Origin of the sequence: Arthrobacter ipis (assembly GCF_014694315.1) — a bacterium.
Lineage (GTDB): Bacteria > Actinomycetota > Actinomycetes > Actinomycetales > Micrococcaceae > Arthrobacter > Arthrobacter ipis.
Genome location: NZ_JAAOXD010000009.1, coordinates 355,848 through 377,120, shown reverse-complemented (window position 1 = coordinate 377,120; position 21,273 = coordinate 355,848). Strand labels below are relative to the sequence as shown.

The 21,273-nt window shown below is 64.0% G+C and carries 17 protein-coding genes; 7 read left to right on the top strand and 10 right to left on the bottom strand.

Translation table 11 applies throughout. The features are described 5' to 3' along the window. Window positions 1–264 precede the first annotated feature (264 nt). From G9E11_RS20460 to catA, 4 genes are all read right to left on the bottom strand, one after another. Window positions 265–1,545 (bottom strand): benzoate/H(+) symporter BenE family transporter, encoded by a 1,281-nt coding sequence (locus G9E11_RS20460; protein ID WP_190609140.1) that lies wholly within the window; start codon window positions 1,543–1,545, stop codon window positions 265–267. 138 nt (window positions 1,546–1,683) lie between these two features. Continuing rightward, window positions 1,684–1,962, bottom strand: a complete 279-nt coding sequence (gene catC / locus G9E11_RS20455) for a muconolactone Delta-isomerase (RefSeq protein WP_190609139.1) — start codon at window positions 1,960–1,962, stop codon at window positions 1,684–1,686. A 25-nt stretch (window positions 1,963–1,987) separates the two neighbouring features. Next, window positions 1,988–3,088 carry a mandelate racemase/muconate lactonizing enzyme family protein gene (locus G9E11_RS20450; protein ID WP_190609138.1) on the bottom strand — a complete coding sequence of 367 codons (1,101 nt, stop codon included), beginning with the start codon at window positions 3,086–3,088 and terminating at the stop codon, window positions 1,988–1,990. 127 nt (window positions 3,089–3,215) lie between these two features. After that, a complete protein-coding gene (catA, locus tag G9E11_RS20445; protein WP_190609137.1) occupies window positions 3,216–4,112 on the bottom strand; it encodes a catechol 1,2-dioxygenase in 897 nt (298 codons plus the stop codon). Window positions 4,113–4,431: 319 nt separating this feature from the next. Between catA and benA the strand changes: the two genes are divergently transcribed. The 5 genes from benA (at window position 4,432) to G9E11_RS20420 (ending at window position 11,814) form a co-directional block, all read left to right on the top strand. After that, entirely contained in the window at window positions 4,432–5,814 is a 1,383-nt protein-coding gene (benA, locus tag G9E11_RS20440; RefSeq protein ID WP_190609136.1) for a benzoate 1,2-dioxygenase large subunit, read from the top strand. Window positions 5,815–5,852: 38 nt separating this feature from the next. Next, window positions 5,853–6,389, top strand: coding sequence for a benzoate 1,2-dioxygenase small subunit (gene benB / locus G9E11_RS20435; protein ID WP_190609135.1), 537 nt, complete (start codon window positions 5,853–5,855; stop codon window positions 6,387–6,389). Window positions 6,390–6,519: 130 nt separating this feature from the next. Beyond that, window positions 6,520–8,094, top strand: coding sequence for a benzoate 1,2-dioxygenase electron transfer component BenC (gene benC, locus G9E11_RS20430; RefSeq protein ID WP_190609134.1), 1,575 nt, complete (start codon window positions 6,520–6,522; stop codon window positions 8,092–8,094). Beyond that, entirely contained in the window at window positions 8,094–8,921 is an 828-nt protein-coding gene (locus tag G9E11_RS20425) for a 1,6-dihydroxycyclohexa-2,4-diene-1-carboxylate dehydrogenase (RefSeq protein ID WP_190609133.1), read from the top strand. Before benC ends, G9E11_RS20425 begins: the two co-directional genes overlap by 1 nt. 61 nt (window positions 8,922–8,982) lie before the next feature. Next, window positions 8,983–11,814, top strand: coding sequence for an AAA family ATPase (locus tag G9E11_RS20420; RefSeq protein WP_190609132.1), 2,832 nt, complete (start codon window positions 8,983–8,985; stop codon window positions 11,812–11,814). A 27-nt stretch (window positions 11,815–11,841) separates the two neighbouring features. Here G9E11_RS20420 and G9E11_RS20415 read toward each other — a convergent pair whose 3' ends face one another. Both G9E11_RS20415 and G9E11_RS20410 read right to left on the bottom strand, forming a co-directional pair. Further along, window positions 11,842–12,759, bottom strand: a complete 918-nt coding sequence (locus G9E11_RS20415) for a LysR family transcriptional regulator (RefSeq protein WP_190609131.1) — start codon at window positions 12,757–12,759, stop codon at window positions 11,842–11,844. A gap of 148 nt (window positions 12,760–12,907) precedes the next feature. Further along, a complete protein-coding gene (locus G9E11_RS20410) occupies window positions 12,908–14,299 on the bottom strand; it encodes an MFS transporter (protein WP_190609130.1) in 1,392 nt (463 codons plus the stop codon). Window positions 14,300–14,762: 463 nt separating this feature from the next. Here G9E11_RS20410 and G9E11_RS20405 point away from each other — a divergent pair, with 463 nt between their 5' ends. Next, a complete protein-coding gene (locus G9E11_RS20405; protein WP_190609129.1) occupies window positions 14,763–15,461 on the top strand; it encodes a maleylpyruvate isomerase family mycothiol-dependent enzyme in 699 nt (232 codons plus the stop codon). 640 nt (window positions 15,462–16,101) lie between these two features. Here the strand turns inward: G9E11_RS20405 and G9E11_RS20400 are convergent. Both G9E11_RS20400 and G9E11_RS20395 read right to left on the bottom strand, forming a co-directional pair. Beyond that, window positions 16,102–17,061, bottom strand: a complete 960-nt coding sequence (locus G9E11_RS20400; protein ID WP_190609128.1) for a 2-hydroxyacid dehydrogenase — start codon at window positions 17,059–17,061, stop codon at window positions 16,102–16,104. Then, entirely contained in the window at window positions 17,058–18,257 is a 1,200-nt protein-coding gene (locus tag G9E11_RS20395; RefSeq protein ID WP_190609127.1) for a pyridoxal phosphate-dependent aminotransferase, read from the bottom strand. The genes G9E11_RS20400 and G9E11_RS20395 overlap by 4 nt, the downstream gene beginning before the upstream one ends. A 172-nt stretch (window positions 18,258–18,429) precedes the next feature. On the opposite strand from G9E11_RS20395, the gene G9E11_RS20390 reads away from it, so the two are divergent. Continuing rightward, window positions 18,430–18,942: an RraA family protein gene (locus tag G9E11_RS20390; protein WP_311764438.1), complete on the top strand. Its 513-nt coding sequence runs from the start codon at window positions 18,430–18,432 to the stop codon at window positions 18,940–18,942. Here the strand turns inward: G9E11_RS20390 and G9E11_RS20385 are convergent. Together G9E11_RS20385 and G9E11_RS20380 are read right to left on the bottom strand one after the other, a co-directional pair. Beyond that, window positions 18,930–19,517: a TMEM175 family protein gene (locus tag G9E11_RS20385; protein ID WP_190609126.1), complete on the bottom strand. Its 588-nt coding sequence runs from the start codon at window positions 19,515–19,517 to the stop codon at window positions 18,930–18,932. The genes G9E11_RS20390 and G9E11_RS20385 overlap by 13 nt on opposite strands. A gap of 154 nt (window positions 19,518–19,671) precedes the next feature. Beyond that, window positions 19,672–21,261: an ATP-dependent DNA ligase gene (locus G9E11_RS20380; protein WP_190609125.1), complete on the bottom strand. Its 1,590-nt coding sequence runs from the start codon at window positions 21,259–21,261 to the stop codon at window positions 19,672–19,674. Between the last annotated feature and the right edge of the window lie 12 nt (window positions 21,262–21,273).

Sequence of the window (21,273 nt, the reverse complement as noted above, 5' to 3'; positions counted from 1 at the left end):
AGTTAGGCCAGGCTGCGTGGCTCCGAATACAGAGACGGCACCGCGCACGGTCCCGATTCGGGTCGGGCTTCACCATGATGAAAGTCCCCCGACGAGCAGGGTCCTCGCACCATCAGAACCTAGTGAGATCGCTCAGTCAGAAACGAGTTCTAACTCTTCCCGGCCGGCCGTCTGACTGGCGTGCAGGGGGGGCGATCATCAGTGCTTTTTACTCGTGCAGCGAGGGCCGGCACTGGTGGGGCTATTGCATCAGGCACGGCGGCGTCAGTTCGTAGCGTGGTCCTGGCGCTCGAGCAGGCGGGATGCGCCGTAGCCGATGACCACGCCCCAGAACGCGGCATGGATGTTGAAGAGGTCCAGACCGGAAATCGTGACGACGAAAGTCACCAATGCTCCCAAGGTGAAGTTCGTGGCAAAGGCGGTGATGAAGGCTTGTTGGAGGGCCCGCAGCATGGCGATGCCGCCCAAAGCCAGGATGAATGCTTCGGGGGTGGCGAGCATGAGGCGCGTGAGTGTGGGTGCCATCAGGGCGCAGACCAGAGAAAGCAGACCATAGACCACCGCGGCGGTGTACTGGCGCTGTTTCTCGCCGGAGGAGGTCAGCAACGCGTTGGTCGGTCCAGTGACACAGGCCGAGACAGCGCCGAGGGCGGCATTGAGCAGGGAGAACACCCCGGAGCTCACCGCAAAAACGTTGATCGGAGGGCGGTGGCCTGCGGCCTTGAGCACAGCCGCCCCCTGTCCGTTCTGTACCACCAGTACGGTGAGCGCCAGAGGAATTACCAGTTCCAACTGGGCGGCCCAAGTGAACTCGGGGGCAGTGAACACGGGGGCGGCGAGGATCGGTCCTCCACCCTTCATTGCGAACCGGCCGCTGAGCGCGACGGCGACGACGCCCGCCGCCAGGGTGCCGATTACCGGAGGGAGATGCCTCCCCAGTGCGGGCACGGCGGCGAGCACGAGGAACGCCACCACCATCGGTGCCGCCACTGCGGGGTCGGTCCGGGTGGAGGAGACGATGTCCGTTCCGAACCGGAGGAACACGGCCGCAACCATTGCCATGACAATCGGTACGGGAATCGCGGCCATGATCGGGCGGACTGCTCCGGTGGCACCGAGGGCCAGGATCAGCACTCCCGCAGAGAAAAACGCCCCGACCACCTCCGGGAAGGACAAATGCTGCAGGGACGGCCCTAGCAGTACGGTCCCCGGTATGGACCAGGCGAAGCCCAGCGGCTGGCGATAAATCAGTGACATGAGCAGGGTCGCCGCGCCGGCCGATAGGAAAATGGCGAAGACCCAGGAGGCGAGTTGGGCCTGCGTCAGTCCGCCGAGCGAACCAACAGTGAGGGTGACCGCGATCGGCCCGGAGGCGGAAAACGCCAGTCCGACGACCCCGTTCGAGGCGTAATGGGCGCCGATGTCCCGGAGAAAGTCGCGTATCCCGGCCGGGCCAACCCCGGGCCGCTCGAAAAGCGGTTGGGCTCCGTGGGCCGGACCCGGTCCCTTGTTGGTCGTGGACTGGGCCTTCGCGGGTTGGGGCATGGTTGCTCCTGAGGCGATGAAAAGAGTGCAGAAGGATGGCAAAGCATGGGGGAGCAGGTTCTAGCATCCCAAAACGCACGGCCTGGCTCCCTCCAAAGCCCATGAAACAAGAGTCGCTGAAGATCCCGCTGAGATCCGTTAGCGGACGGAGTTGGGATGTTTGGCGAGCGGTGTGACCTTGATCTTCATGTAGGGGTACATCGGGAAGCCGCTGAGGACACCGTGGAGCTCGTCGTTGGACGCGACGTCGAACACCGAATAGTTTGCGTACTCGCCGACCACCCGCCAGATCGAGGTGAGGCGGCCTTTCTGTTGCAGCGCCTGGGAGTACTCCTTCTCCAGCCCCTGCATGCGGGTGACGTCCTCGGGGGAGAGATGCGATGGGAATTGCACGTCCATCCGGGCCAAAAACAACACTACTTTTCTCCTTGGTGGTTGGGGGCTACGACTGGCGGTACTTCGCGAGCTTGTCGTCGTCGATCTCTGCTCCGACGCCCGGCAGATCCCGTACCGCAATCGTGCCGTTGCTTATGCGGAGTGGGTCGGCCAGCAGATCATCGGCCATGTCGAGGAAGTTGGACAGTTCGCCAGCGCGGCGGCTGGTGGCCTCGTGGGCAGCACCGAAGGCGATGGTCGCAAGCGAGCCGACCTGTGTGTCGATCTGGTTACCCATGGTCACATCCACGCCGAGCCCGGTGCACAGCCCGAGGATCTCCGTGGCCTCCGTGAAGCCAGAGCGTGCGGTCTTGATGCAGATGGCATTGCAGCCGCCGGAGAGCAGTTCCCGTGACGCGTCACCGGCCGTCGGGACGGATTCGTCGCCCACTACCGGGATTGGGGATTTGTCGACGAGGCGGCGGCGACCCATCGCTTCCTTTGCGTCACATGGCTCCTCGAGCAGGGTGAGCCCGAAACCCTCGGTCCGCCGCAGCACCTCAAGGGCTTCGTTTGCGGTCCAGCCGCGGTTCGCGTCCAGGTAGATCTCCACATCGTCACCCAGCCCCTCGCGCAGCACACGGCATGCCTCCACGTCCAGTGACAGCGGCCGGCGGCCCACCTTCAGCTTGAAGGTGGTGATGCCGTATTCCTCTCCAAAGCGCAAGGCTTCCTCGAGGAGTTCCTGCGCGGGCAGGAAGCCGAGCATATGGCTGACCCGCATCCTGTCCGTGTACCCTCCGAGCAGCTTATGCACCGGTGTGCCGAGTGTCTTGCCGAGCGCGTCCCATACGGCAATGTCGACGGCGCCCTTCGCTACCTGGTTGTGGATCGTGCGGCGCAGCACCGCATGAATCTGCTCGCGGTCTAATATCTCGAGGCCGATCAGCTGCGGGGCAAAAGTCTTCTCGATGATCGTCCCGATGGACTCCTGCGTCTCGCCGTAGGTGTAAGGGCGGGGAGGGGCGTCTGCAACTCCCACGACGCCGTCGTCCGTGTACAGCCGGATCAGCACGTGGTCGGCATTTGCCACCTCGCCGCTCGCGAACTTTAGGGGATGCGTGTAGGGGATGGAGTAGGGAATCACTTCAATCCGTTCGATTTTCAACGGCGCGTTTCCTTTCGGGTCAGACGAGGCGAAGCCTATTGGCGGAAGACGTTAGAAACGCCCAGAGCTTTTGCTCTGGGACGCTTCTTTGGCCGTGGCCGCCATGGCCAAGGCATACGGGAGTCCGCTACTTGGACTGCCCTACCTTGGCGAGGACGTAGTCGTAAACGGCTTCCTCGCCGGCCGCGCCATCGGGGCGCGGCTTGGGGTCGAGCATCAGCTCGGGCTTGACTGCCGAAGCGATGTCATCGGCGTTGTGCGGGTCACCGGGGAAGTAAAGCTGCTGCGTCACCGGCCGGTATCCGGGCGCGGAGACCTTGATGTGGATATGGGCCGGGCGCCACGCGTGCCACCCAGCGGCATTGATCAGCTGCCCGCAGGCTCCGTCAGTGGGAATCTGGTAGGGGGCCGGTCGCATTGTGTGGATAGTGAACTGCCCATCGTCATCCGCCTTCACGGTAGCGCGGAAGAGCCACTCCGGCAGGCCCGGAGCGTACTGGGAGTAGAACCCGGCCGCGTCCGCGTGCCAGATCTCGACCTGTGCGCCCTGGATCGGGTTGCCGTCGGTGTCGGTGAAGCGGCCGCTGAAGCGCAGCGGTGTGCCCTCCTCGCCCTCACGCATTTCCACAGTAGCCGGGGACTCGAGCACCGGCGAGTTCGGTACGTAGTAGGGGCCCTCGATGGTGCCTCGGGTGCCGGGGCGGTCCTGGGAATTGACATCTTCCACCGTGTGTTCGAGCCACACGTCGAGGAACAGGGGCCATTCCCCATCGGTGCCGACCTTGATCAGCCACGCCTTGAGCGCGTTGTACTCCTCATAGGTGACTTGGTGCTCAACGACGATGTCGTTGGCAGCCTTGATCAGGGCTCCGGCGAGCAGGCTCACACGCTCCTTGGGTACGCCCAGGCCGGCGATCTTGCCCGAGGCGGCGAAGCGCTCGGTGGCCTTCGACCCGGCCTCTACGGCAGTGCCCTCATTCTCTTTGCGGATGTCCGCCTGAATCTCGGTCATGGTGATCTCCATATCATCCTTGAATCCGGGACAGGAGGGGCTCCTATCCCGCCGCGACGTGCCGGCGCAGGCTGGGCCCGCCGGGCCATCGGCTTCACGTGACGTCCATCTCAGGTTACGTGCGGGATAAGGACGAAACAAGTATCTATTAGCGCTCCTTTCGGTATCAAAACTTACATAAAAGGACCCTTGGTCGAACCTAGGGGTTTACCTGATGTGAGAGCTGTCACGCTGGGCAAGAATGGCTCACATACCTTTTCCTCAGAGGGCAGAAGCCCTGTTCCCCCGGGACGCCGCTTGCCGCCCCCAATCTCCGAAGAAGGAGCACGTGATGACCGAGAACCTGACCCGTGTCCGTGAGGTCCTTGCCGACGCCGTGATTGATGATCGTGAGAACGGAGTCATCCGCGCAAAACGCGAAATCTTCACTGACCAGGAGATATTCGAACTCGAGATGAAGCACATCTTCGAGGGCAATTGGGTCTACCTCGCACATGAATCCCAGATTCCCAACGTGGGCGACTACTTCACTACCTACATTGGGCGGACTCCGGTGATGATCACCCGGGACAAGGACGAGAAAATCAACTGCATCGTCAACGCCTGCTCGCACCGGGGCGCGATGCTGTGCCGCCGCAAAACTGACAACAGAACCACCTTCACCTGCCCGTTCCACGGCTGGACCTTCAAAAATTCAGGGGAGCTGCTGAAGGTTAAGGATTCCCGCAATGCCGGATACCCGGAGACCTTCAACAAGGAGGGCTCGCACGACCTCACCAAGGTCGCCCGCTTTGACTCGTACCGCGGATTCCTGTTTGGTTCCCTGAATGCGGACGTCCTTCCGCTCGAGGAACACCTGGGAGACGCGACTAAGGTGATCGACTCAATCGTGGACCAGTCTCCGGAGGGACTCGAAGTACTGCGCGGGTCTTCCACTTACACCTACGACGGCAACTGGAAGGTGCAGGCAGAAAACGGCGCCGACGGCTACCATGTCACCGCTGTGCACTGGAACTACGCCGCGACCACAGCCCGCCGCAGTGCCGGTGACTCCGCCAACAAGACCAAAGCCATGGACGCCGGTAAATGGGGGAAGGTCAAGGGCGGCTTCTATTCCTACGACCACGGACACCTGCTGCTCTGGCAGGAGTGGACCAACCCCCAGGACCGTCCCCTCTGGGACCGCCGCGACGAGCTCGTCGAGAAGTACGGCGAGGAGATGGCGAACTTCATGATCAACATCTCGCGCAACCTTTGCCTGTACCCCAACGTCTACATCATGGACCAGTTCTCCTCGCAGATCCGTCACTTCCGGCCGATCTCCGCTGACCAGACCGAGGTCACGATCTACTGCATTGCCCCCAAGGGGGAGTCCCAGGAGAACCGCTCAAAGCGCATTCGCCAGTACGAGGACTTCTTCAACGCGACCGGTATGGCGACACCGGACGACCTCGAGGAGTTCCGCTCCTGCAACAAGACCTACTGGGCCACGTCGGCGCCGTGGAACGACATGTCGCGCGGCTCCACCCACGAGATCACCGGCCCTGACGAACAGGCCACGGCGCTGGGCATGACACGGGTAATCGCCTCTGGCGTTCGCACTGAGGACGAAGGGCTCTACCCGATCCAGCACGGGTACTGGAAGGAAGTTATGGACAAGGCTCTCACGGAGGCGGAAGCGTCCACCAACGAAACCGTGTCGGTCACTGTCTAACAAAGCGCCCCGACTCACAGAGAGATTGCAGAACATTAATGGTCAACCTACTTAACCCCCTGCCCGCGCTGAAAAGCGCGGAGGACATCGCCGCCCTCGAGACCGTGCGTGCGTTCCTGTACAAGGAGGCCCGCCTCCTCGACGACCGCCATTTCGACGAGTGGCTCCAGTGCTACCACCCGGACTCCGAATACTGGATGCCGGCATGGGATGTCGATGATCGGCTCACAGAGGATCCTCAGAACGAGATCTCGCTGATCTACTACGACAACCGTGGCGGCATCGAGGACCGGGTGTTCCGGATCAAAACGGACCGTTCCTCGGCGACGTCACTGCCCGAGCCCCGCACCGGGCACAACATCACGAATATTGAGATCCTGGAGCACGACGGCGACCAGGTGAAGGTTCGCTTCAACTGGTTCACCCTGTACTTCCGCTACAACACCACAGACACATATTTCGGCACGAGCTTCTACACCATCGATCTCTCCGGCGAAGAGCCGGTGATCATGAAGAAGAAGGTTGTCTTGAAGAACGATTACATCCACCACGTCGTGGATGTCTACATGGTCTGAGGCCATGCCGTGCCGGCCGTGGCCGATGGCACGGCCACAGTCAGGAGCATCCTGACCGGCATCACCGTCAACGAGATAACAGCACTAACTTTCGGGGTTGCGAGGACGCAGCCCCAGCCAGGAGGAAATCATGGGCCATCAGGTAGCCCTCAGCTTCGAGGACGGCGTCACCAAGGTCATCAAGGTCGGCGACTATGAGACCGTCATGGACGCCGCATACAAGGCGCGCATCAACATCCCCTCAGACTGCCGCGACGGCGCCTGCGGTACATGTAAGGCCTTTTGCGACTCAGGCTCGTTTGACCCTGGGGACTACATTGACGACGCCATGACCGAGGAGGAGCTCGAGAAGGGTTACCTGCTCACGTGCCAGGCCGTCCCGGAATCAGACCTCGCCATCCAGATCCCAGCCACTTCGGAATCCGCCAAGACCTCCGCCGCCACGTTCACCTCGACCCTCAAAGAGCTGGACAGGCACTCGGAGTCCACGATCTCCTTCGCCCTGGAGGTGCAGAACCGGGACGCCCTGGCGTTCCTGCCCGGCCAGTACGTCAACATCAAGGTCCCGGGCGCCGACGCCGAGCGCTCGTACTCCTTCAGCAATGGTCCCGAGGGGGCGGACGCGTCCTTCATGGTGCGCATAACCCCGCAGGGCGCGATGTCTGAGTACCTGCGTGACCGGGCCGCAGTCGGGGACACAATTGAGTTCACCGGCCCCTACGGTTCATTCTTCCTCCGCGAACCAAAGCGCCCCCTCCTTCTGCTCGCAGGCGGCACCGGACTCGCGCCCCTCCTGTCAATCCTGGAAAAGCTCTCCGAAGACCCGCCGGCCACCGCGGTCCACCTGATTTACGGCGTCTCCCGTGAGGCCGACATCGTCGGGCTCGACTGGCTGCGCACCTACGAAGCGAAGCTGCCGGGCTTCACCTGGGACTACATCGCCTCCGAGGCCGGTACCTCCGCCCCGCACACGGGATATGTCACCCAGATCATTCAGCCGTCCCACCTGAACGACGGCGACGTCGATATTTACCTGTGCGGTCCGCCGCCCATGGTGAACGCCGTTTCCAAGTGGCTGGACACCGAGGACATCCGGCCGGCCAACTTCTATTTCGAGCGTTTCGCCCCGAAGGAAACCACTGGCGGCGACGACGAGACAGGCGCGCCGGCGCCGGTGGAGAAGCTGGAGACCGAAGGAGACACGGTCAGTCGCGTCCAGGCGATTTCTTCACTGGAGACCGGCCGGCTTGAATTCCGTAAGGAGGACAGTTTCGCCCACCTGGAAGCGCGGATGGGCCTTGAACTTGCGGTGACCGAACTGATGGTGGGCCGCCTCAGCGAGGAGCAGCTGAACCAGTTCCGCCGCCTCGCCGAGGCGACCACACGCGCCGTCGACTTGGGCAGGGTCCTCGACCCGGAACAGTACGTAAGGACCAACGAAGAGTTCCACGAGTACCTCTTCACGATCTGCGATAACCCGATGCTGCTGGAGTCATACCGACGGCTCGACGTTCACGCACAGATGGCAGCGACCTTCGTGAAGGGCACAGAAATCTTCGAGCGGGTCGCCCAGGACCACCTCGAACTCGTGGCCGCATTCGAGCTCCAGGACAAGGAGCGCGCCCGGGAAGTCATTATGGCTCACGCCCGCGACGCCAAGGGCACTATGTCCGGGGCTATCGACGCCAAAGGCAAAGTTTCCTGATGGTTACGACCTACGCCGGACAGTTCGTCACGCCCGGCCGCTTCGCCGGCAAGGTGGCGGTTGTAACCGGTTCAGCCCAAGGTATCGGCCAAAAGGTCGCCGAGCGGATCGGGGCAGAAGGGGGCGCCGTCGTCCTTGTGGACCGCGCCGACATCGTTCACGAGGTCGCCCAGGAGATCCGGGAAGCCGCGAACAGGTCAGGGTCCGGAGGGTCCGCCATCGCCGTGACCGTGGACCTGGAAACCTTCACGGGCGCACAACAGGCCGTGAGCGCGGCGCTGGACCTTCACGGCAGGATTGACGTACTCGTCAACAACGTGGGGGGAACCATCTGGGCCCGCCCCTACGAAGAGTACGACGAGGAGAAGATCGAGAGGGAGATCCGGCGTTCGCTTTTCCCGACCCTATGGTCCTGCCGCGCCGTGCTCCCGGCCATGCTCGAGCAGGGGGCGGGCACCATCGTCAACGTCTCCTCAGTCGCCACCCGCGGGATGCACCGCGTCCCCTACGCCGCGGCGAAGGGCGGCGTCAACGCCCTGACCCAGTCCTTGGCCATGGAGGTCGCCGCGCACGGTATCCGCGTTGTCGCTACCGCCCCCGGTGGCACGGAAGCCCCGCCCAGAAAGGTCAAGCGCGGACCGGAAGCACAGTCGTCGACCGAAAAGGCGTGGTACCAGACCATCGTGGATCAGACCGTGGAGTCCTCCCTTCTGAAGCGATACGGCACCCTGGACGAACAGGCTGCGCCGATCGTGTTCATGGCATCCGACGAAGCGTCGTATGTGACGGGCAGCATCCTCCCGGTGGCAGGCGGGGACCTCGGTTGAGTATGCCGTGACGGGAACGCGCTGGCGGGGGCAAATGCCGCGCTCGAGTAAGCTTGCCAGCATGATCCCCGGCCCTCACCACGGCGACAGCGAGGAAGATCTGGCGCTCCTCGGCAGGGCTGAGGTCTTGGAGAAGTTGCTGGAGGCGCTGCGCACCGTGCGCAAGGGGGCCGTACGTTCAGTGGTGCTCAGCGGCCCACGGGGATCCGGCAAGACTGCTGTGCTGGATCACTTCCTGGAGCACTGCCGCGCCGTGGCACGTGGTGTGCGGGTGCTGTCCGCTACCGGCGACGAGTGGGAGGCGCAGTTCCCCCTCGCTGGCTACTCCCAGCTCATGGTCACCCCGCCCCTGCGCTCGGCCAAGGACCATGATCGGGCCGCGGCGCCGGCATCGGATCTGGCCGGTGCTCTTAGCCCTGCCCAAGTGGCCAACTACGCCTCGACTCTCAATGCGCACCTCGATGGGCTTCAATCGCACGGGAGCGTGGTCGTTGCCGTCGACGACATCCAGCACCTGGATGCAGAAAGCCTGCACGTCCTCGTGTTCGTTATGCGACGGCTCCGCTCCAAGCGAATCCTTTTCGTAGTCACTCTGGACCCCACTCAAGCACAGTTCGTACCCGCCGGCGTGCTCGCCTTCCTCACCGGACATCAAGTTTCCCGCCTTCCGCTGGAACCACTGTCACCGGAGCAGGTTCAGGAGCTCGCCCTGCGCCAGTTCGGCATCGACATGAGCGCGACGGCGGCCCACGGCGTAGTGCAGCATACCGGTGGTTTGCCCCAGACGGTTGTGGAGCTCCTGGCTGAGCTTCCGCCGGAAACCTGGCAGACGTGGTTTTCGTCCCTGCCGCCTAGTTCCCGCGTGCGCGCCCGAGTGCGCAGTCTCCTCCACGCAGCGTCTCCGGAGCTGGTCGCCGTGGCGGAGGCCGCGTCTGTGCTTAGAAGCAGCGCGGGCATAGCTGAGGTTGCCTATGTCAGCGGAGTCGCGTCTGTGATGGATGCACTCGACGAGGGCCATCGAGCCGGATTGCTGGGCCTTTCAGTAGAACAGTCACGCTCGGTGGTGACATTCTTTGAGGCTGGCACCACGGAGTCCGTCTATGAGCAGATCGTACCCAGCCGGCGGATGGACCTGCACCGACGGGCTGCGAAAACCGTGCAGCTTGAGGGCGATCGCCTGGGCCACCGCGTGTCCGCTACACCAGGCGCTGACGAAGAATTGGCCGCGGAGCTGGAAGAGTACGCCCGCCAACAGGCTGTCGTGGGAGCCTGGGGCGATGTCTCGACGGCACTGTTCTCCGCGTCGAGGCTCTCCGCGGACCCCCGCACCATCCATGATCGGCTCCTTAGAGCAGTAGACGCCCTCGTGGGTTCCGGCAACATGGCGCAGGCGCAGATGTGGGCCGCGGCAGTCGACGCCATGGCGCCCTCACCGCTGCGCTCCTCCGTGCTTGGCTACCTCTCCACGGCGTCGGGACAGAACCACAGTGCCCAGACCCAGTTGGAAATGGCCTGGAGAACGAGCAATCCGGAGCGGGACCCGGTGGCCGCCGCGCAGGTGGCCCAACGCCTGGTTCTGCACGGGGTGGCTTCGTGGGACGGCCGGCTCATCACCCGTTGGGCGGAGCAGGCAATGACCCTCACGAAGCCAGGCACCCCGGCCCACATCGAATCCGAGGCCATCTACGGGCTGGGCCTTTACGCCCAGGGCCGGCTGTCCGAAGCAGAGGGTTCCTATCGCAGGGCCTTCGAGCACGCCTCCGAGAATGCCCAGAAGCAGCGTGTGCAGATGGGTGCCGGCTGGCTGGCCTTGCGCCTGGACGACGCCGAGACAGCGCTTGTAAACTTCGAAGCCGCTGCCCCGACTGAGTTCCGGGGCGGATCATTGCGGATCTCCCTGTGGGCCGAGGCGTGGCTGGCCCGCACCCACCTCGTGCTCGGTAACTGGGATGCGGCCGCCGCCACCGTTGCCCATGCTTCGGTGCGGCTCGAGACCTCGCGGATGCCGCTGATCCGCCCTTTGTTGTACTGGACCGCCGCTGAACTGTGGTCCATGCGTGGGGATTGGGACCGGGCGCGGTACTACGTCTCCCAAGCGGCCGTGCAGCCGGGCACTTACCGTGCCATGCAGGTACCGGCCAGTCTCGCCCGGGCGCGTTTCCATGAAGCACGTGCGGACTATGAAAGCGCTCTGGCCGTACTGCAGCCCCTCACGGAGCTGGATCCTTGGACAGAGAACCGGGTGTCCTTCTGGCCCTGGCAAGACACCTACGTCAACGCCCTGGTCATGACGGACCAGCTTGACCTCGCCGACACGTTCCTCACAGCCTTCGAGCAGGTGCGGCGGGAGCGGGCAGTGCCCTCTGACCTGGCACGCATGGCGTGGGCCAGGGGCCGGCTCGTTGCCGCCCAAGGGGATCCCGACACGGCCCGGGAGCACTTCGAGGCGGCACTGGGACATTTGCGCGGGCTTAACCGGCCGTACCTGCGCGCAAGGGTGAGCTTTGCCTTCGGGCAGAGCATGCGACGGGCCGGTAAGAGACGCCTGGCATCCTCAGTGCTTCGCGTGGCAAGGGATCTCTACGATTCCCTGGGCGCTGTCACGTACGTGGACAGATGCGACCGGGAGCTGAAGGCGACAGGGCTTGATGTCGGCAACCTGCCCGACCCTTCTGACGCCGTGCTCGCCGCCGTGACCCGCCCGCAGGTCCAGCTCACGGCCCAGGAGCAGGCTGTGGCCGAGCTAGTGGCCGCGGGCGCAACCAACAAGGAGGCTGCCCGTAGCCTGTTTCTGGCCGAGAAGACCGTGCAGTACCACCTGACGCGCATCTACGGGAAGTTGGGGATCCGCTCCCGGAGTGAACTGGCGGCACGGTTTCGGGCCGCGGACTGAGGACAGGTCATGTCCATGAGGCAACCGTTATCGCGTTCCGGGAGGGGAGGAAACGTGACTACTGGGAAGATCTGTCGTCGCTGTGCGCACGACGCCGAGAAAATTGTGGAGCAGCGCGGATCGGTCCTCACGCCGCCAAGCGACGGCGAGTTCAACTTCGGGGGCTTCCTCAATGTCCCGATACACCACGCCCTCAAGCTGAAGGGCACGGATGCTTGCTGGAATGATGGCTACACCACCACCGGCGGCCACCAGGGAGAGCATCGTGGAGGTCTCACTGATCACTTGGGAGATGCGCGGCTGGAAACCGGCCTTGCGGCAAATGCCTGAGGTGGTCCGGTAGAGAACAGAATCCGGGGGATAGGCAATGAACGCTTGGTCTTGAAGTTCGTGCACTGACACTGGCCGGTCCACCGCAAGGGGACTGAAGGAGGGCAGCGCCACGATTAGCGGCTCACGCGTCACCACGTGGTACTCGATCTCCTGCGAGGCGACAGGTGGACGCAACAGCGCCGCATCGAGGGTGCCATCCCGCAGTCCTTCCTCCATTGCCGGGGTCAGCATCTCGCCATGCAGGGTGAGCGACAGTCCCGGAAGTTCCTGCTTGGCCCGGCGGACGATCGGGGGCATAACCCCATAGGTCGCCGAGCCGGAGAAGCCCACGCGCAACACCCCGGCAGCACCCTGTCCGACCTGGTACACGTCCGCCCGGAGGGTTCCGACGGCGTTGACAATCTGCCGCCCCCGGGTCAGCAGCTCCTGCCCGGCCGCCGTGAGCTCTACCCTACGGGTAGTGCGGTTGAGCAGGCGCACACCCAACTGCTCCTCCAGCTGGCGGATTTGCTGCGAGAGGGGCGGCTGAGCCATGTGGAGGCGCTCAGCGGCCCGGCCGAAGTGGCGCTCCTCCGCTACGGCGATGAAGTAGTTCAGCTGCCGTATCTCCATTGTGGATGCCTTTCCTCCGCCCGGTGTATCCGGTCCAGGACCGAACGCCATTAATTCACAGAGTAACCATAAAATGGACAACTAGTACATGCGTCAGACCTAATAGCGGAGTGGTCGCGCACCAGGGCGGCAGCTGCCAGCGGTGCGGTCAGTGATGGGTTGTGGAAGTAGCGGCGATGTGGTCTTCTGATGGGTGCTCCGTCATCTCCTCGACTTTGTGCTCGGCCTCTTCCAGCTTCCGCTGGTGGGGGACCAGAACCGTCACCACGGCCCCCACCAGGGCCACGCCACCAAAGATGTAGAACGCGGTAGCCCCGCCGATGCCTGCAACAGCCAACCAGCCACCGATGATCGGTCCCAGTATGCCGCCGCAGCGGCCTACGCTTGCGCACCATGCGACGCCGGCGGCCCGGGCATTGGTGGTGTAGTAGTTGGACTGGAAACCGTAAACCAGCACCTGGGTGCCCAGCGTACCTACTCCGGCGATGGCGATGCACAGGAACAGCAAGGGCAGCGGGAAGCCAAAGGTCATCAGAACCAAGGAGATGGTGGCCACTACGAAGGTGAAGGCTATGACTCGCTGTGGACCGCGCTTATCGGCGAAACGTGAGAGCAGCAGGCCTCCCGCCACAGCCCCGAGGTTCAGCGCCAGCGGGAAGAACAGGGCGTACGTTCGCCCGTAGCCGTAACCCTCCATGATCTTCGGCAGCCACGTGTTCAAGCCGTAGGTCAGCAGCAGGCCGGAAAAGGACATCATGCCCAAGAGGATCGAGGGCAGGGCGAACTGACTGGAGAACACAGCCGCGAAGCCGGCCTTCTGGGGGGCCGCGCCCAATTGCCGAATAAGCCGCTCTTCCATAAGCGGAACGCCCGTCCGTCTGGCGGCTGCCTGAGCCTCCTCCTCACGGCCGCGCGCCAGCAGCCAGCGCGGGGATTCGGGAAGCCTGAACCACGCAATGGGCACGAGCAGGACCAGGGGGAGGGCGCCGATCATGAACAGTCCTCGCCAACCGATGTTATTGAGGAACAGGATGCCCATGATGGAAGCGAAGACGCCACCGGCCGGGATGCCCGAGTAGACGATAGCGTTGTAAAACTGGCGCCTGCCTGCCGGTGCGAACTCCGCCATGGTCGCACCCGCGCTGGCAAGGACAATGCCTAGTCCCACCCCGGTTATGAACCGCATGGCGCCGAAGGCCTCTACGGTCGTGGTGAGCGCCGTGATGAACATGCCTACCGAGAACCAGGTGATGCCCAAAAGCATGGGCCGGCGGCGGCCGAAAAAGTCACCGACGGCGCCGCAGATCAGCGACCCGACCAGCACCCCAATAAGTGCCCACGAGCCCAGGAGGCCGGCTGCGGCGGCATCGAAGGCGCCAATCTGGGTTGGGTCGGCGAGCAGCCCCGGCAGGACGGTGCCGTACACGACGAGGTCGTACCCATCGAATAAGAGTGCGGCGCAGATGACGAACGCCACCCAGTTTGCAGTGCGCGCCTCTGTGCGCGGATCTTCGGCGACGACGTCACGCGACTTTGCCATATGCCTGTCCTCTCTGACGGAGCATGAAAGTAATGCGGTAGGGGTACGCAGGTTGCACCCGTCGTCCAGTGTGGCAGCGCTGTGAGGCTCGCCATATGAGGAAATTACCCGGGTTCGGGCCGGGGGGTGATCTATACATTGGCCATATCAATGAAGAGGGCACGACAGTCGCTGCATAAAAATAGGAGCGAGGAGGCCGGCACTGGAGTTGGCCAACGCGAGCGACTTCGGGCTCTCCAGCTCAGTATCCACCAGAACCTAGACCGCGGCGTGCAGAGCCTGGGAGCTCTTCCGGTTCAACGGCGACTGGCTATCGAGGAGTTCACAACTTGCGTGCTGCGGCGGGGCAATGCCGTCTGCGACTTACACAAGTACCCGACTCGTCCGAATCGGTACGAATTCAGTATGGATATGAGGCGTGGACCGCTGGTTGGCGCGCCGTGCCAATCGATAGGGTGAATAGATGATCAACCCCGCACGCCTGCACTCGGACCTGTCCCGCCTCGGCAGGGAGACCGACATGTTAATGGCCACCGTCGAGTCACTGTCCGCCGATGAAATGACTGTCCCTTCCCTGTGCGAAGGGTGGACACGGGCCCACGTCATTGCCCACCTCGCCTCGAACGGCCGCGCCTTGGTCAACCTCATTAGCTGGGCACTCACTGGCGAAGAGCAGCAGCTGTACGCCTCGAAGGAGGCACGCGCCCAGGACATTTCGGACCTTGCCAATTTGCCCCGTGAGGAACTGCTTGGCCGGCTGCGCGAGTCCGCTCAATACTTTGCGGAGCAGGCCCAGCAGCTGGGAGGGGAGCTCGCGGTCGAGGAGGTGCACCTTCACGGCAAGCAGATCCCCGCGACATCAATCGTGGCGTTGCGGATCGCCGAGGTCGTCGTCCACCATCACGACCTCGACACCGCCTGGACCATCGAAGAGGCTGACCCGGACTCGGTGCTCAACGCCATTGAGGCTGCCGTGCGCACGATGCGCGCCAAAGGAGCGCCGGGAATGACCTTGGTGACGGAGGAACGCGACGAGTGGGTGATCGGGGATGGTGCCCTGCGCGTCTCGTCCGACCGCGAGGGACTGCTCGAGTGGCTGGCTCGCGGCGCTGCCGAAAACGTCGAGGCTGACGGCCCCCTGCCGAACCTGCCGTCCTGGTAACCGGAGCAAGTAAGGGAACGGCGCAGTGTGCAGGCACGCTTAGCACCGTTTCTCTTACTTCTTAGTGTGGCTCAGCTGCCTCGGCGTCGATTGCTAACGGGCACTGCTGCTCAGCCGCGACGACGCGCTCCTCGGAATTCGTGTAGAGCAGGTGTCGGGATGTGTCCGGCCCTGCCACCAGGTCGATCCTTCATATCTGTTCATGCCATCCCTGCTGGATGACTACATGGCGGACTGGTGAGACGTCGAATCGCCCGTTGGCCGATAAGCCCCGTGGCGGATGTGGTCATCGTCGGGGCTGGACTCGCTAGCCCGTCGGCAGCATGGCGGCTGCGGCACTGGGAGACAGTTGTTGTGGAGTCGGGCGGGCGGACCGGTTCGAAGCGTGCGGGTCCCCTGCCTGAACTCACACCAACGACGGCGTTGCCCCCATAGGTGATGCCCTCACCCGTCGTTGCCGTTGCAATCCGGTCAATCAGTTGGCGCCGGACTCCCAAGTCCGGCGCCAACTTTGTTACTGAGGGCACAAACCCCGAAGTAGACACGATAAGTGAGTCGGAGGATGCGAAAGCTGGCCCATTATCTCGCCTCCAGGACCGGCGCTTCATCCAGGCCCACCGGTACTACTTGTCCGTCCTTACTAACCGATCGGTGTGGGCGGCTGCTCGCCCCGGAGCACGGCGAGGGCGTTGTCGGCGGCGAGTACTGCCATGGCGGTGCGCGTCTCGACGGTGGCCGAGCCGAGGTGCGGCACGAGCGTCACATTCTCCAGGTCCAGCAGTTCGGGGTGGACCTTAGGCTCGTGCTCGAAGACGTCCAGCCCGGCACCGGCGATGACGCCCTCGCGCAGCGCGGCCGCGAGCGCTGCTTCGTCGACGATGGGTCCGCGTGCCGTGTTGACGAGATAGGTGGAGCTCTTCATCGCTGAAAGCTGCTCAGCGCCGATGAGGTGGTGCGTTGCCGGTCCGTAAGGGCAGTGCAGCGAAATGACATCGGAAACAGTCAGCAACTCGTCGAGGTCGACCCGCCGGGCGCCCAGTTCCGCGGCGATGGCGGGGTCGATCTCGCTGCGCGACTGGTAGACGATGTCCATACCGAACGCCTTGGCCCGGCGTGCTGTCGCCTGGCCAATGCCGCCCATCCCGACGACACCAAGGGTCTTGCCCTGCAGGCTGCTGCCGAGCAGGAAGAACATGCCCCACTTCCACGCCTGGCCGGCGCGGATGAGCCGTTCGCCCTCACCGAGCCGGCGGGTTGCCATGAGGATGAGCCCGAACGCGATGTCGGCCGTCGCCTCGGTGAGAACACCGGGTGTGTTGGTGGCGACGATACCCCGTTCCGTGCAGGCCGGCACGTTGATGTTGTCATAGCCGACGGCGACATTAGAGACAACCTTGAGCTGGGGGCCCGCGGCGTCGAGCAGTTCGCCGTCGACGCGTTCGGTGAGCAGGCTCACGATGGCATCGGCACCCGCCACGCGGCGCAGGAGCTCCTCGCGGCCAATCGACTCGGGACCGGCCCAGGCATCGACCTCGTGCTCGGCACGAAGCTTTTCGAGCGCGGCGTCGGGCACCCTGCCCGTAACGACTACCCGGCTCATGCCGTCACGATCCATTCGCGCAGGCGTCCGAGGCCCTCGCGGATAGCTGCCGCCTCGATGCCCGAATAGGCGAGCCGGATGTACTGCCGGTCCTCGCCGGGCAGTCGCCGGCCGAAGTGCTCCCGCGTGCAGAAGGAGACGCCGGTCTTGTACAGGGCGTCAGAGGCGAAGTCGCCGACTGCTGCGTAACCCATACGCTCCATGACCTCGGTGACGTCGGGGAACAGGTAGAACGTTGATTGCGGCACGGCGACGTGCATGCCGGGGATGGAATTGACGAGCTCGCACGCGGTGTCGCGGCGCGTCTGCAAGGTGTCGAGCATCTGCTGCACAGAATCCTGGGGGCCGCGGAGCGCTTCGACGCCGGCCCACTGCACGTAGTGGGTGGTGCAGGACTCGTCGTTGGTGTTGAGAGTGCTGAGCACCTGGGCGATTTCACGCGGGGCGACGGCGCAGCCGAGGCGTGAGCCGGTCATGGCGAACTTTTTGCTGAACGTGTAGAGGATGACAGTACGCTCGGCCATGCCGGGAATCGAGGTGATCGAGCTTGAGAGACCCTCATAGCGGGTCTCGAAGTAAGCCTCGTCGGAGAGTACCCACAGGTCGTGTTCGATCGCGAGCTGCGCGACGGCCTCGCGCTCAGCGGCAGTCGACTCGGCTGAGATGGGGTTCTGCAGGTCGTTGTAGATGATTGCGACCGTGTTCGGGGTGATCGACGCGCGGATCTGCTCGAGGTCGATCGCGAAGCCCGTGCTCGTGGGCACGTAGCGGTACGGCACCGCCGTTCCGCCGAGGTACTCGATCTGCGATTCATAGATCGGGAAGCCGGGGTTGGGGTAGAGCACTTCCTGGCCGGGGTTCATGACAGCCTGCAGGAACTTCGTGATGACGGGCTTGCCGCCGGTCATCACCACCACATTCTCGGGGGAGAACTCAATACCGCGGCGCGAGCCGATATCGTCGGCAAGGGCTTCACGCAGCTGCGGGATGCCGGGGCCGGGGCAGTAGCCGGTGTAGCCGTCAGCGATCGCCCGGTTCATCGCCTCCACGATGTTCGGGGCGGTGGGGATGTTGATGTCGCCGAGATGGAAGGGGTAAACCAGGTTCCCCTTAGCCTTCCAAGCGGCCGCGGCTTGGGCCACGCTGAAGGCGGTTTCGGTGCCTAGGCGTTCAAGCCGGTGCGCGAGTTGCTGCATATTTCCACTCCTCATCGAGTTGGCGTTCGATCTTTATTGACCACATCTAGTATAGGACTAATATATTAGACAGCGGAAGCTGATCGTGGGTTGAAATTTCACTGAACAGCCGCGCTTTGGCCGATCGGTCCATTCTGCGAACTCTTTTCCGCTTTGCAGATCTCCCCCCCATGTGATCTGTCCGGAAGCGTTCAACGACGCCGCGCGGAGGGGGTCGCATGCGCTCGCGGCTAGAAAATCCCGCAAATCATACTCGCCTCCTTGCGGCTGCCGTCACCTCGCTCCGCGCCAAGGCGCAGAAGGACCTATCATCGACGGCGGCTGCCGCGACGTAGAGACGCTCCAGCAGATGGACTTTCCCGTCTTCAGCCGCACCATCAACTCCAAAGGCACCGTCAAAGCCACCATCGGATCGGTCAACGTTTCCGTCGCTTGCGCCAACGCCCTCATCAACCCCGGCGTCGTGATCGGTGACGTCGACGGCGTCGTGATAGTCGTCCCAGTCGCACGCGCAGCCGAGGTTGCCGCCGCAGCCCGAACCCATGAGGACAATCAAGAAGCCAAGCGCCGGTGGCTCGCCCCCGGCGAACTCGGCCTGCACATCTTCCCTTCGACCTCCCGCACCCAGCTACCTCCTCCTGTCGTACCGGACCCGCGGGAATTAGTCGAAGGTCAGTCCCGGTGAGCCCGGGTGACGAAATGCTCAACCCGGCGGTCAGGAATTAGCCAGATCAGGGCCACGATGGTGTAGACCGCAACCCCAAGCAGTGGCTGGACTGCGCTCAGGCCAAGGCCTGCGAGGTAAATCAGTGGCGACGTTTTGCCTTTCCAGTCCCGGCCAATTGCCTGCGCGAGGGGGCCATCCCGGCCCTGTTGGCGGATCAGTGCCTGTTCCAGGATGAAGTAGGCGATCGCGGCGCACAGCAAGTTGATCCCGTACGTCAGCACCGGGATCTGCACGAAGCCGGACTCATCCATCCAGCGGGTGGTGAACGGGATTAGTGAAAGCCAGAACAACAAGTGCAGATTGGCCCAGAGGATCGCGCCGTTGACCCTGCTTGCCAGATGGATCATGTGGTGGTGATTGTTCCAGTAAATTCCGACGTAGACGAAGCTGAGCAGGTAGCTGAGGAACGTGGGCAGGACGGACCCCAAACCACGCCAGGTCGGTTCGTCCGGCACACGGAGTTCCAGCACCATGATCGTGATGATGATGGCGAGCACACCATCACTGAACGCCTCCAGACGGTTCTTGTTCACTGGCCTCCCTCCATCAAAGCAACTTCCTAATAAGGATCCTCAGCCAGGGCCCGGAGAACTCGGCACGTGACGATCGCCGGCTACCATGACCTTCGCCGCTGCTTGGACCTGAAGTTCCTGCACGCGCCGGCACCGATAACGCTAAACCATCAATTTACGCAAGTGTGGCGTCTCCTCCCGAATCTGGCTCCGCCGGCGCGGGCGATGCCTTTCCGGCCGGTGGGGTACGCAGCAGGGCGCGCAACGTCTGGATGGTGTCGGCCTCCGCGGCCGTCTTGTCGTCACGGTAGCGCTTAACGCGTGCGAACCGAAGGGCGATTCGACCCGGATAGCGGGGAGACTGCTGGACGCCGTCGATGGCGATCTCGACCACGGTGACCGGCTCGGTCCAGACCGTGCCCGCCGTACGCCGCACCTCCAACTCCTGGAACCTTTCGGTCTGCCATCGCAGCAGCGCGTCGGTGAGGCCCTTGAAGGTCTTGCCCACCATCACGTAGCCGCCGGGTTCGCCGAACTCGCCGACAGGGTCCAGGGCTCCGAGGTGCAGGTTCGACAGCAGCCCGGTGCGCCGTCCTGACCCCCATTCGCAGGCGAGCACCACGAGGTCGTAGGTGAGCACCGGCTTCACCTTGATCCAGTTCGAACCCCGCCGTCCGGCGGCGTAGGCCGAGCCCACCGCCTTCACCACCACACCCTCATGGCCCGCGGCAAGCGCATCGCGCGACACTCTCTCGGCAACAGCCGCATCCGCAGTGATTTTCCCCGGGATGCGGTGCCCGGGGGCGATGCGCTCGAGCACGCCGACGCGCGTGGACAGCGGCTCGTCGAGCAGGTCGCGCCCGTCGATGTGCAGCACGTCGAAAAACCACGGATGCAGCAGCGTGGTGCGCACCGCATCCGCCCCGAACCGGGACATGGTCTCCTGGAACGGCCTGGGGCCGCCGTCCTCATCGAGGGCCAGGGTCTCTCCGTCGAGGATCACATCGCGCACGGGCAGTCCACGCACCACCTCCACCACCTCAGGCAGCCGGTGTGTCACCTCGGCCAGGGTGCGGGTGTAGATGCGCACATCGTCGCCGGCACGGTGCACCTGGATGCGTGCGCCGTCGAGCTTGTATTCCACCGACGCTTCCCCCGTCGCCTCCAGCGCCTCGCCGGCACTGGCCGCGGTTGCGGCGAGCATGGGCTGCACGGGACGCCCAACGACGAGGCCGACCGCGTCAAGCTGGGCCGCGGTGCCCGTGATCGCCAGCAGGGCGGTCCCGCCGAGATCGCCGGAGAGCATCGCTGCGCGGCGTACGGCCTCGACCGGCCGGCCGGCGGCGCGGGCGACCGCCTCCGTCAGTACGCCTTCGAGTGCACCGGTGCGGAGTTCTCCGAGCAGCACGCCGGCGATGAAGGCCTGCTCCCGCTCCGTGGCTTCCGCCATCAGAGTCCGAAGGGTGGTGGCGCGTTCCGCGGTCGAGCCAGCGCCTTCGGCTGCCAGCAGCCGGTCCAACGCAGCGTCGAGGTGGGCGATAGTGAGATTTGGCTCAAGAGCCGGCTCGCCCCTGGCCGCCCTCATGCCGCTCCAGCCGATCCCGACTCTGCCCTGGCGAGGCTTGGCGGTGAGCAAGCCGACCGCCGTCGGGATGTCGGCGGGGTCGAGCCGGAGCAGGAGACCTGCCAGTTCGTTGACCTTGGCGAGCCGGGAGCGGGTGGCCGCGACGGATTCCGAGGTCCTCACGAGCTCGTCGAGCAGCATGGCACCAGTCTG